General features: G+C 69.9%; 8 protein-coding genes. 3 read left to right on the top strand and 5 right to left on the bottom strand.

What is annotated here, in order from left to right:
• Positions 1-8: 8 nt before the first annotated feature.
• The 3 genes from ACO0M4_RS19530 to ACO0M4_RS19520 are packed head-to-tail and all read right to left on the bottom strand — an operon-like array spanning position 9 to position 2,406.
• Positions 9-1,007, bottom strand: coding sequence for an ABC transporter substrate-binding protein (locus ACO0M4_RS19530; RefSeq protein ID WP_430372009.1), 999 nt, complete (start codon positions 1,005-1,007; stop codon positions 9-11).
• Positions 1,004-1,678 carry an ABC transporter permease gene (locus ACO0M4_RS19525; protein WP_430372007.1) on the bottom strand — a complete coding sequence of 225 codons (675 nt, stop codon included), beginning with the start codon at positions 1,676-1,678 and terminating at the stop codon, positions 1,004-1,006. Before ACO0M4_RS19525 ends, ACO0M4_RS19530 begins: the two co-directional genes overlap by 4 nt.
• Positions 1,675-2,406 (bottom strand): ABC transporter permease, encoded by a 732-nt coding sequence (locus tag ACO0M4_RS19520; protein ID WP_430372005.1) that lies wholly within the window; start codon positions 2,404-2,406, stop codon positions 1,675-1,677. Before ACO0M4_RS19520 ends, ACO0M4_RS19525 begins: the two co-directional genes overlap by 4 nt.
• A 310-nt stretch (positions 2,407-2,716) precedes the next feature.
• On the opposite strand from ACO0M4_RS19520, the gene ACO0M4_RS19515 reads away from it, so the two are divergent.
• The gene (locus ACO0M4_RS19515) at positions 2,717-3,520 is read left to right on the top strand and encodes a polysaccharide deacetylase family protein (protein ID WP_430372004.1); all 804 of its coding nucleotides are present in this window, start codon (positions 2,717-2,719) and stop codon (positions 3,518-3,520) included.
• Positions 3,521-3,699: 179 nt separating this feature from the next.
• On the opposite strand, the gene ACO0M4_RS19510 is transcribed toward ACO0M4_RS19515, so the two are convergent.
• A complete protein-coding gene (locus tag ACO0M4_RS19510) occupies positions 3,700-4,974 on the bottom strand; it encodes an alpha/beta hydrolase (RefSeq protein WP_430372003.1) in 1,275 nt (424 codons plus the stop codon).
• A gap of 762 nt (positions 4,975-5,736) precedes the next feature.
• Here ACO0M4_RS19510 and ACO0M4_RS19505 point away from each other — a divergent pair.
• Both ACO0M4_RS19505 and metG read left to right on the top strand, forming a co-directional pair.
• The gene (locus ACO0M4_RS19505) at positions 5,737-7,530 is read left to right on the top strand and encodes a VWA domain-containing protein (protein WP_430372002.1); all 1,794 of its coding nucleotides are present in this window, start codon (positions 5,737-5,739) and stop codon (positions 7,528-7,530) included.
• A 141-nt stretch (positions 7,531-7,671) separates the two neighbouring features.
• Positions 7,672-9,387: a methionine--tRNA ligase gene (gene metG / locus ACO0M4_RS19500; protein WP_430372000.1), complete on the top strand. Its 1,716-nt coding sequence runs from the start codon at positions 7,672-7,674 to the stop codon at positions 9,385-9,387.
• 157 nt (positions 9,388-9,544) lie between these two features.
• On the opposite strand, the gene aspS is transcribed toward metG, so the two are convergent.
• Positions 9,545-11,332, bottom strand: coding sequence for an aspartate--tRNA ligase (gene aspS / locus ACO0M4_RS19495; protein ID WP_430371998.1), 1,788 nt, complete (start codon positions 11,330-11,332; stop codon positions 9,545-9,547).
• Positions 11,333-11,578: the final 246 nt, after the last annotated feature.

The following is an 11,578-nucleotide window of genomic DNA, read 5'->3' as shown; positions in this document are numbered from 1 at the left end:
CGGCTCCGTCATCCCTTCCTCAACAGGCCCTTCGACACCAGGTAGTTGTGGGCCACGTCGGCGGGGAGCCGGCGCCAGCTGTCGACCTGTTCGTTGAGGTGCGCCAGGTCTTCGGTGGTCAGCACGCGGTTGAGTGCGTTCAGCGCGGCGGCCGGGCGGGCGCTGCCGGCCCGTGCGCGGTTGACGACGGGGACGACGTAGTCGGCGTTCTGGAGTTTCCGGTCGTCGGCGAGGACGACGAGCCCGAACTGATCGAGGGTGGCGTCCGTGCTGGTGGTGAGCACCATCTGGTCCTGGCCGTTCTGTACGGCCTGTTTCGCGGGCGTGGTGCCGACGCCCTTGGGGTCCACGGCGGTGATGTCGATGCCGTACGTCTTCCGCAGGCCCGGTGCGCAGAACGGCCGCTGGACGCACTCGTCACCCGCCGCCAGCCGCACCGGAAGCTTGGCGCGGCCCAGGTCGCTGAGGGTGCGGAGGTGGTGCTCGGCGGCGTAGGCGGCGCGCACCGCGAAGGCGTTCTGGTCGACGGCCCGGCCCGCCGGGAGCACGGTCAGACCGCGCGGGGTGGCGAGGCGGCGCAGGGCGGCCATGGTGGTGTCCAGGTCGGGGGAGGCGACAGGGGCGGCCTGGGGACCGTGCTCCTTGGCGTTGAGCCAGTCCGCGAAAGTGGCGGCGTATTCGGGCACGACGTCGATCTGTCCGGCCTCCAGCGCGGGTTCGTACAGCTCGCGGTTGCCGACGGTGAGGACGTGGGTGCGGTAGCCGTCCTGGCCGAGCAGCGCCGCGTACATCTGGGCCAGCAACTCGCTCTCGGTGAAGCCGGCCGAGCCGATGGCGAGATCGCGGCTGTCGCCGGGCGAGGCGGTGACCGCGCCACGGTGCTCCAGCGACGGCCCACCGGTGCAGGAGACCAGGCCGACCGCCACGGCCAGGGCGGTCAACGTGCCGAGCGCAGCGCGGACCGAGCGGAGCGGGGCCGCGGCCGGGGCCGCACGGGGCGTCCTCACCGGGTCCGCCCCCGCGCCCGTACCGGGGCGAACCGCTGCACCAGCTCGAACAGGGCCTCCATCAGCAGCGCGAACACCGCGACCACCACCGCCCCGGCCACCACCTGCGGGGTACTGGCCAGGTTGAAGCCCGCGGTGATGATGCGGCCGAGGCCGCCACCCCCGACCAAGGCGGCCAGCGTGGCGGTGGCGACGAGCTGTACGGCGGCGATCCGCACCCCGGTCAGCACCAGCGGCAGGGCGAGCGGCGCCTCCACCCGCCACACCAGCTGCATCCCGGTCATCCCCATGCCCCGCGCAGCCCGGACCACGTCCTGGTCCACCTCGCGCATCCCGACGTAGGCATTGGTCAGCAGCGGCGGCACGGCGAACAGCACCAGCGCGATGACCGTCGGCCACTCCCCGTGCCGCCCGAGCGGGGTCAGCAGGAGCAGGACGAGGACCGCGAAGGTCGGCACCGCCCGGCCGATGTTGGCCAGGTTGACCGCAAGGGCGCCACCGCGGCCCAGATGGCCCAGCGTCAACGCGATCGGCAGGGCGATGAGGGCGCTGAGGACGAGGCAGGCGAAGGTGAGGACGGCATGCTGGGCGAGCCGGTGCCAGACGCCGTTCTCGCCGGACCAGTTGGCGGCGGTGGTCAGCCAGGCCCAGACCGCGGCGAGGGTGCTCATGTCCGCCGTCCGGAGGCGGTGAGTGACCGCCTCCCACGGGCCGCCCGCGGGCTGCGGCCGGCCCGCCGCCACGGGGTGAGAAGGCGCTCCAGGCCGAGCAGCAGCAGGTCGAAGGCGACCGCGATGAGCACGCAGAGCACGGACGCGGTCAGCACCTGCGCCTTGAAGTAGGCGTTCATGCCCGCGTAGATGAGGTTGCCCAGCCCGCCGTACCCGACGATCGCGCCGACGGTGGTCAGGGCGACCGCGGAGACCGTGGCGATGCGCAGCCCGGCCATCGCGGCGGGCACCGCCAGCGGCAGTTCCACCGTCAGCAGTTGCCGCATCGGCCCGTACCCCATGCCCCGGGCGGCCTCCTTGGCACCGGCCGGGACGCCGTCCAGACCCGCCAGGATGTTCCGGACCAGCAGGGTGAGGGAGTAGAGGGCGAGGCCGACCACGACGAGGGTGGCGGAGAGTCCGTAGACCGGCAGCAGCAGCGAGAACATCGCCAGCGAGGGGATCGTGTAGATCACGGTGGTGAGGCCGAGGACCGGCCCGACCGTCCAGCGCCGGCGGCGGGCCAGCAGCGCCAGCGGGAGGGCGATCACCAGCCCGAGTCCCACCGAAATCACGGTCAACTGCACATGCTGGCCGACCGCGTCGAGCAGGATCTGGCGGCGGGTGCTCAGGTAGTCGCCGCAGATCCAGTCGTTTCGGGCCAGGCAGTCGTCCGGCGGGGCGGTCACAGCAGAAGTCCACCGCGGGTGCGGCGGAGTGTCGCGCGGAGTGCGCCCGATCGGGCTGTCGCCAGCATCACACCGCGCCCCTTCCTCATCTATACACCTGGTGTGTACTTCGCCTGTACAGTCCCTGGAGTCCGTTCGGAAGGCGATCGGCGCGCCGGGCCACGACTCCGTCCGCGTCTGCTTCGCCATGCCCGGAAACCAGGGCGCGGACGCTCCCGGGCACCACCCGCCGGCGAAGAGCTCCACGGAAGACGGCCGAGAACTCCACAGCAGCCAGCACCCCAGCGAACGACTCCAGGAAAGACATCGCATGCTGAAGCAGATATCCGCGGCCCGCCGCTCGTCCATAGCCGGGCTGCTGACCGCCGCCTCCTTGGCCCTGGCCCTCAGCGGCTGCGCCTCGTACGACGTCACCGCACCGGCCGATGCGCGGGCCGACGCTCCGGCGGCCGACGTCAAGGCCAAGGACGCCAAGGCCGGGGACGCCGGCAGCGGCGATGCCGTCGACTGCCGCAAGGCCAAGTGCGTGGCGCTGACCTTCGACGCGGGCCCGAGCGAGAACACCAACCGGCTGCTGGACATCCTCAAGGAGAACAAGGCCCATGCCACGTTCTTCATGCTCGGCAAGAACCACGTCGCCGAGCGCCCCGCCGAGGTGAAGCGGATCGACGCCGAGGGCCATGAGCTGGCCAACCACACCTGGTCCCACCAGATCCTCACGGAGATCAAGCCGGACGAGGCCAAGCGCGAGCTGTCCCAGGTCCAGGACGCGGTCCGCAAGATCACCGGTAAGACGCCCACGCTGATGCGCCCGCCGCAGGGCCGGACCAACGAAGAGGTCTCCAAGATCAGCAAGGAGCTCGGCCTGGCGCAGGTCCTGTGGAGCGTGACCGCCAAGGACTACCAGACCACCGACTCGGACCTGATCACCAAGCGGGTGCTCGACCAGACCAAGCGCGACGGCATCATCCTGCTGCACGACATCTACAAGGGCACCGTGCCGGCCGTCCCCGGCATCCTCAAGGAGCTCAAGAAGCGCGGCTACACGGTCGTCACGGTGTCCCAGCTGCTCTCCCCGGCGAAGCCGGAACCGGGGATGGTCTACCGGCCGTGAGCTAGGGCCGTCGGGGCGAGCCACGGTCCCGTTGGGGCGGGACCCGCACGGCTCGGGAGAATACGGCCGGGACAGGAACGGCGTCCTCATGCGGGGGAGCGGCCGTACGACGAAGGGGGCGCCGGACCGTGCCGGCGCCCCCTTCGCATGCCGTCGCCCTGGCGACGGTCACCGCACCCCTAGGGGTGCTCCGCCTCCACCCGCTTGTGGGACCGTTCGTCGGCGGGCGCCTGCCCCTTGGCCGCGCCCTTCCCCTGTCCCGGCGCCGGCTTCTGCGGCGCGTTCGGCTCGGTGTCCTGCGGGAAGGTCAGCTGCTGGCTCTGCCACTCCAGGGCCGGCACGACCTCCCGCCGCCAGGTCCCGAACTGATGGCTGCCGCGGGGCAGGATGATCGAGTCGACCCGCATCGGCGGCTTCACCGCGTGGATGAACTTCATGGTGTCGCCGTAGTCCGACTCGCCCTGGCGGCTGCTGGCCACCAGCGCGGAGACCTGCGGCGCGGGCAGGTTCTGCAGCCGCCACAGCAGATCGTGCTCGCGCTGGCGCTGGGCACCCGTCGGACCGGGGCCGAAGAGGCTGCCGGTGGTGAGGTCGTCCTTGATCGCGTAGTCACCGGAGAGCGAGACCGCCGAGGTGTACGCCTGCGGGTTGCGCATCGCCAGTTGGAGCGAGCAGGTACCACCGGACGAGTACCCGAACGCGCCCCAGGCGCTGGGGTCATGGCCCACCCGGTAGGCCGACTTCATGGCGTCCGGCAGGTCCTTGGTGAAGAACGTCTCGGCCTGCGGACCACCCGGCACGTCCACGCACTCGGTGTCGCGCGGCGGCGCGATCGTCGGCCGCACCATCACGATCACGGTCGGCTGCATCTTGCCCTGCGCAATCAGCTGGCCCGCGGTCTGCGGGATCTGCAGGTGCTGCGCGAGGTTCATGATCCCGCCCGGGTAGCCGCTGATGACGACCATGACCGGGAACCGCTGCCGGTGGAACTGCTGCTGGAAGTACTGCGGCGGCAGGTAGACGAAGCCCGGGTTGATGGCCCGGGTGCGGCGGCCGATGATCCGTACCGACTCGACCTTGCCCACCTTGTTGTCGGGCCCCTTCGGCAGTCCGGTCACCCGGTCGAGCCCCTGGGGGCCGGCGGGCTGGATCAACCCACCCTTGATGTTGCCGACCGTGGCGTACTGCCCGTCCCCCTGGCTCACCGAGGCCGGGGCCTGCTCGTTGTTGCCCAGCAGCTCGTCCCAGTTGCCGTAGAACTCGAAGTTCGCGTTCACGGCGAGGGCGAGTGCCGACACGATCGACACCTGGGTGACCAGGATGGCCCCCAGCCTCCCCAGCACGTGGCGCCACCCGTTCCGCGACAGCCTGGGCCAAAGCCACACCGTCGCGGCAACACAGACCACCGCCAGCACGATCACCGTGATTTCGAGCGACTGACTGGTCAGCCCCATGCGCCCACATCTCCCGTCACCCTCGAAAGGGTTCTTGCCTTCTCACCGGCCGCCCCCCGAGGCACAACGGGCAGCCCAGGACAATGGTCACCGGAGAAGACGGGCGCATCCGCGAATCGGATACCTGCGCGACTTACTTCTTACCGAGCTCTTGCCTGTTCGTTTCCGCCACGTGACGTGCGCGAGCGGTGCCGGGAGATCCGTGACAACCGACGGAACCACGGACATGTTTCACGTGAAACGAAGCGCCGGTGAACACCTGGCGACAAAACGCCCTCTTCGGCACCGGGGGCGCCCCGGAGCGGACCACTCATTGCATCCTCGCCTGAACTCACCGTCCGATCTCGCCAGTTGACCTCGACGACGACTGGGGCGACGCCTCCCGGCCGACTCCCCGCCGATATCGCCGGCAATTGCGCTATCCGTCACATTGGGCACCTCATACGCCACTTCCGCACCACGTAGGGGACCAAGTCCTGCCATACAAACGGTCAAGTCACCCCTTTCCAAACGATCAATCGGGCTTTTCCGCAAAGGTTGCGTGGGCTATTCCCGCCGTCCGACACGCGTTTCCCGGACCGGCGACGCGCTGACCGAAACCACCTCTCCGCTCAACACCCCCGTATGGCCCACCACGCGAGGCGCGGGTTCCCACGATCAGGCCGGTGCAGGCCGCTACTCTTACGTATCCGTCCTGGTCAGGGACATGTCCGCGCTTCACGGACATTCGCCGCACCCACCACCCACAAGAGAGGTCAGCCGATGGGCATTCGGAGTCTGCTGCGCAACGCTTTCGGTCGTTCCAAGGCGACCCGCGACGGATCCGGCGCGGCCCGGAACGCCACCGACAAGCCGGAGTCGGCAACGATTCCGGAGGCCCGCGAGGAATCCACCCCCGCTCCGACCATCCCGACCACCACACCTCCCGAAGCCGAGGTCCCGGCCGCGCGTACGGCGCCCGGCGAGCCCTCGGAGCCGTCGCCCGCACCGACCCCGGTCACGGCCTCACTGCCCGCCCAGAGCGGCCCGGTTGAGCGCGCACCGGAGCCCCCTACGAAGGCGGAGCCGGCGCGGGAAGAGGCCCCCGTACGGGACGAGCCGGCGGCCGAGGCAGCGGCGACGACCGATGCGAAGGACGAGCCGTCGCCCGCCCCCGAGGCGACGGAGCCGGTCCGACTCAAGGACGCCGACACCGACACCGCCCCGGACGCCGCCGCGGACGCCAAGGCGGGCACGGAGACGGTCGCGGACCAGGGCGCACCGACGCACGAGGACACGCACACGGAAGCCGCCGCGCCCCAGGGCTTCGAGGAGCCGGCGGCCAAGGACGAGCGCGAGCCGGCGGCCGACACCGCGGCCGACGCCCTCGCGGCCACCACCCCGGCTACTGCCGATAGCGCCGCCGACCTGGTCAGCCGGGCGTTCGACAAGCCGGCACCCGCCGCCGCACCGGCCATGGCGGCGGACGCCCCCGCACCGAAGCCCGACGCGCAGCCGGAGACGACCGAGAAGGCCGAGGCGGCAGGGTCGTCGGAGAAGGCGGAAGAGGCGGCAGAGGCAGCCGCAGCGGCGGACCAGCCGGCCGGCGCGCAGGAAAAGCCCGAAGAACAGCACGAAGCGAAGGAAGAAGCGGCGGCAGCGGCCCCGGAGAAGACCGAGGAAGAAGCGACACCCGAGGTCGCGGAAGCCCCGGCGGAGGCATCGAAGGAAACCCCCGACGAGGCCCCGAAGGCGGACGCGGAGGAAATCCCCGAAGCGGCCACGACCGACGCCGACGAGCCGGCCCCCGCGTCCGACGCGGACCACTCCGTCGCGGCGGTCGCCCCCGCCCTCCTCCCCCTCTACGACGCCGCGCGCGCCACGCTGGAGAAGCACCACCTCACCACCCAGCGCGCCACCGTCTACCTGGTTCTCGACCGCTCCGGCTCGATGCGCAACTACTACAAGGACGGCACCGTCCAGCACCTCGCCGAGCAGGCCCTCGGCCTCTCCGCGCACCTGGACGAGAAGGCCACCGTCCCGGTCGTCTTCTTCTCCACCGACGTGGACGGCACCGCCGACCTGGACCTCGCCACCTACGAGGGCCGCATCGAGGAACTGCACTCCGGCCTCGGCCACATGGGGCGGACCAACTACCACTGGGCCATCGAGGCCGTCGTCGCGCACTACAAGAAGTCGGGCTCCCCGCACCCCGCCTTCGTCATCTTCCAGACCGACGGCGCGCCGACGTCCAAGCCCGCCGCCGAGCGGGCCCTGTGCGAGGCGGCCGGGCTCCCCATCTTCTGGCAGTTCATCGGTTTCGGTGACCCGGACGCCAAGGGCTTCGACTTCCTCCGGAAGCTCGACGACCTGACCGTCCCGGAGAAGCGCGCCGTCGACAACGCCGGCTTCTTCCACGCCGGTCGCGACCCCCGCGGCCTGTTGCGTGACGCCCTCCCTCGCCCTTCACGGGTCGGGCGCGCCCGCATCGGGACGGTTTCACGTGAAACGGAGCGGAAGGTCGCATGGTGTGGGGGTGATGATGGACAGGGAGGGAACGGGGCTTGTTTCACGTGAAACAAGCGGGGCGAGCCGCCGCCCGGTAACCCCCTCCGGGCCCGAAAATACCCGGGTGGGGACCTCCACCCCGTCCAGTACGATATTGACGTTGCGTAAAGCAAATCATCACTCACCGTAGCGACTTGGGAGCAGCCGGCAATGGCTCGACACCTCATCACCAGCGCCCTTCCGTACATCAACGGGATCAAGCACCTGGGCAACATGGTGGGGTCCATGCTCCCGGCCGACGTGTACTCCCGGTATCTGCGGCAGCGCGGTCACGACGTCCTCTACATCTGCGCGACCGACGAGCACGGCACGCCCGCCGAGCTGGCGGCGAAGGACGCGGGACAGTCCGTCGCCGAGTTCTGCACCGAGCAGCACCACAAGCAGAAGGCGATCTACGACGGCTTCGGGTTGGAGTTCGACCACTTCGGCCGGAGCTCCTCGCAGGAGAACGTCGAGCTGACCCAGCACTTCGCGCGCAAGCTGCACGAGAACGGCTTCATCGAAGAGCGGGCCATCCGCCAGGTCTACTCGAACGCCGACGGCCGCTTCCTGCCGGACCGCTACATCGTCGGCACCTGCCCGCACTGCGGCTACGACAAGGCGCGCGGCGACCAGTGCGAGAACTGCACCCGGGTCCTGGACCCGACGGACCTGATCGACGCCCGCTCGGCGATCAGTGGCAGCGGTGACCTGGAGGTGCGCGAGACCACGCACCTCTTCCTCCTCCAGTCGAAGCTCCAGCACGAGGTCGAGGGCTGGCTGGCGGGCAACGGCAGCAAGGAGTGGCCGACCCTGGCGTCGTCCATCGCCCACAAGTGGCTGACCGAGGGCCTCCAGGACCGGGCGATCACCCGCGACCTGGACTGGGGCGTGCCGGTGCCGGCCGATGTGTGGCCGGAGCTGGCCGCCGCGGGCAAGGTCTTCTACGTCTGGTTCGACGCCCCGATCGAGTACATCGGCTCGACGAAGGAGTGGGCGGACCAGGCGCCGGAGGAGCGCGACTGGAAGTCGTGGTGGTACGAGGCCGATGACGTCCGCTACACGGAGTTCATGGCCAAGGACAACGTGCCGTTCCACAGCGTGATGTTCCCGGCGACGCAGCTGGGGACCCGCGAGCCGTGGAAGCGGGTCGACTTCCTCAAGGCCTTCAACTGGCTCAACTACTACGGCGGGAAGTTCTCCACGTCGCAGAAGCGCGGCATCTTCACCGATGCGGCGCTGGAACTGCTGCCCGCCGACTACTGGCGCTACTTCCTGATGGCGCACGCCCCGGAGTCGGACGACACGTCCTTCACCTGGGAGCTGTTCTCCGCCTCGGTCAACAAGGACCTGGCCGACACCCTCGGCAACTTCGTCAACCGCGTGCTCTCGTTCTCGCGGAAGCGGTTCGGCGACGACGTGCCGGCCGGCGCCGAGGCCGGAGCCGCCGAGCAGAAGCTGGGCGAGGAGATCGCCGGGCTGCTCGCGGAGTACGAGGGCCACATGGAGGCACTCCAGTTCCGCAAGGCGACGGCCTCGCTGCGCGCCCTGTGGAGCGCGGGCAACTCCTACCTGGAGGAGAAGGCCCCGTGGCTGGAGATCAAGACGGACAAGGACGCGGCGGCGCTGACGCTGCGGACCGCGATGAATCTGATCCACCTCTACGCGGTGGTCTCCGAGCCGTTCATCCCGGCGTCGGCGAAGGCCATGCGGGGCGCGTTCGCCCTGGAGAGCGACACCGCCACCTGGGTGTCGCAGGAGGAGGCGAAGGCGCTGGCGTTCGTGCCCGCCGGGACGCCCTTCACGGTGCCGCCGGTGCTCTTCGCGAAGATCACCGAGGATGACCTGGCGGCGTACCGGGAGCAGTTCGGCGGCAACGAGGGCTGAAGGCCCGACGCCCGGAGCTGACACCACACGAGGACGCCCCTGGACCGGTCCGGTCCGGGGGCGTCCTCGTTGTGCGGTCCGGGGTGGCGCAGGGCCGCCGCGGGATGCACGAGGGCCCGGGACCGCCGCTGCGGCGGTCCCGGGCCCTCGTCCGGTCCTACTTGGTCGGCTTGTACGGCGTCGGCTTCGCCGGGCCGGTCCGGATGCTCAGGTGCAGTTCCTTGAGGCGGGCCTCGTCGACCTCGGACGGGGCGCCCATCAGCAGGTCCTGGGCGTTGCCGTTGAGCGGGAAGGCGATCGTCTCGCGGATGTTCGGCTCGTCGGCCAGCAGCATCACGATCCGGTCGACGCCCGGGGCGATACCACCGTGCGGCGGGGCGCCGAACTTGAAGGCGCGGAGCATGCCGCCGAACTCGGCCTCCACGGTCTCCTTGTCGTAACCGGCGATCGCGAACGCCTTGTACATGACTTCCGGCTCGTGGTTACGGATCGCGCCGGAGGACAGCTCGGTGCCGTTGCAGACGATGTCGTACTGCCAGGCGAGGATGTCCAGCGGGTCCTTGGTCTCCAGCGCCTCCAGGCCGCCCTGCGGCATGGAGAACGGGTTGTGGGAGAACTCGATCTTGCCGGTGTCCGCGTCGCGCTCGAACATCGGGAAGTCGACGATCCAGCAGAAGCGGAACTCGCCCTCGACGAAGTGGCCGGCGCGCTTGGCGGCCTCGACGCGGACGGCGCCCATGATCTTGGAGACCTCGTCGAACTCGCCGGCGCCGAAGAAGACGGCGTGTCCGGGCTTGAGGTCGAGGGCCGTGACCAGCGCCTTGACGTCGTCGTCGGTGAGGAACTTGGCGATCGGGCCGCTGAGTGCGTTGTCCTCGCCGACCCGGACCCATGCCAGGCCCTTGGCACCCTGCGCGACGGCGAAGTCGCCCAGCTGGTCGAAGAACTTCCGCGGCTGGTCAGCGGTGTCCGGCACGGCCAGGGCCCGGACGTGCTTGCCGGCGAACGCCTTGAATCCGGAGTTCGCGAAGACGTCGGTGACGTCCACCAGCTCCAGCTCGGCGCGCAGGTCCGGCTTGTCGGAGCCGTACTTGAGCATCGCCTCGCGGAACGGGATGCGCGGGAAGGGCGAGGTGACCGTGCGGCCGTTGCCGAACTCGGTGAAGAGCTCGGTCATCAGCTGCTCGATCGGCTGGAAGACGTCCTCCTGCTCGACGAAGCTCATCTCGACGTCGAGCTGGTAGAACTCGCCGGGCGAGCGGTCCGCACGGGCGTCCTCGTCGCGGAAGCAGGGCGCGATCTGGAAGTAGCGGTCGAAGCCGGCGATCATCAGCAGCTGCTTGAACTGCTGCGGGGCCTGCGGCAGCGCGTAGAACTTGCCGGCGTGCAGACGGGACGGGACCAGGAAGTCGCGGGCGCCCTCGGGGGAGGTCGCGGACAGGATCGGGGTCGCCATCTCGTTGAAGCCGAGCGCCACCATCTTGTGCCGGATCGCGGAGATCACGGCCGTGCGCAGCATGATGTTGCGGTGCATGCGCTCGCGGCGCAGGTCGAGGAAGCGGTATTCGAGGCGCTTCTCCTCGTTGACACCGTCATCGGCGTTGATGGTGAACGGGATCTGCTCGGCGGCACCGAGCACCTCGACCTCGGTGACCTCGATCTCGATCTCGCCGGTCGGCAGGTCGGGGTTGACGTTGTCGGCGCCACGGGCGCTGACCTTGCCGTCGACGCGGACGACGGTCTCCTTGGTCAGCGAGCCGAGGACCTCGTTGGCCGGGGTGCCGGGGCGGGCGACGAGCTGCACGAGACCGTGGTGGTCACGCAGATCGATGAAGAGGATGCCGCCCAGGTCACGTCGATTGTGCAGCCAGCCGCTGAGACGGACGTCGGTGTCGACGTCCGCGGCTCGGAGCTCGCCGCAGTTATGGGACCGGTACCGATGCATCGCTCATCCAAGTCGTCGCGAGTCGAGGTGGGGAGCTGACGGGCGAGAAGGGGAGATACCAGGCTCGCGCGCCCGATCGATCGCCTTGTGGATCACCCGAAAGACCACCCCAGGAGTGGCATAACCGCTCCAGGTTACCGCCCGACTCCAACGAGCTGGTTGACATATACCCATCAGCGGCCCTCCGGCGGGAAACCGGCCCTCCGGGCTGCGACGATGGTCACGTCCGGCTCGCTGGCCGGGCCA

The sequence above is a fragment of the Streptomyces sp. RGM 3693 genome (assembly GCF_050471125.1).
Taxonomy (GTDB): Bacteria; Actinomycetota; Actinomycetes; order Streptomycetales; family Streptomycetaceae; genus Streptomyces.
Note: the sequence above shows the minus strand (reverse complement) of the source record. Positions and strands in the feature narration are given on the sequence as shown.

What these genes read in the sequence shown, in the direction of transcription:
- ACO0M4_RS19505 (WP_430372002.1), top strand. Translation starts at nt 5,737, where the DNA reads ATGGGCATTCGGAGTCTGCTGCGCAACGCTTTCGGTCGTTCCAAGGCG.
- ACO0M4_RS19510 (WP_430372003.1), bottom strand. Translation starts at nt 4,974, where the DNA reads ATGGGGCTGACCAGTCAGTCGCTCGAAATCACGGTGATCGTGCTGGCG.
- ACO0M4_RS19515 (WP_430372004.1), top strand. Translation starts at nt 2,717, where the DNA reads ATGCTGAAGCAGATATCCGCGGCCCGCCGCTCGTCCATAGCCGGGCTG.
- metG (WP_430372000.1), top strand. Translation starts at nt 7,672, where the DNA reads ATGGCTCGACACCTCATCACCAGCGCCCTTCCGTACATCAACGGGATC.
- aspS (WP_430371998.1), bottom strand. Translation starts at nt 11,332, where the DNA reads ATGCATCGGTACCGGTCCCATAACTGCGGCGAGCTCCGAGCCGCGGAC.
- ACO0M4_RS19525 (WP_430372007.1), bottom strand. Translation starts at nt 1,678, where the DNA reads ATGAGCACCCTCGCCGCGGTCTGGGCCTGGCTGACCACCGCCGCCAAC.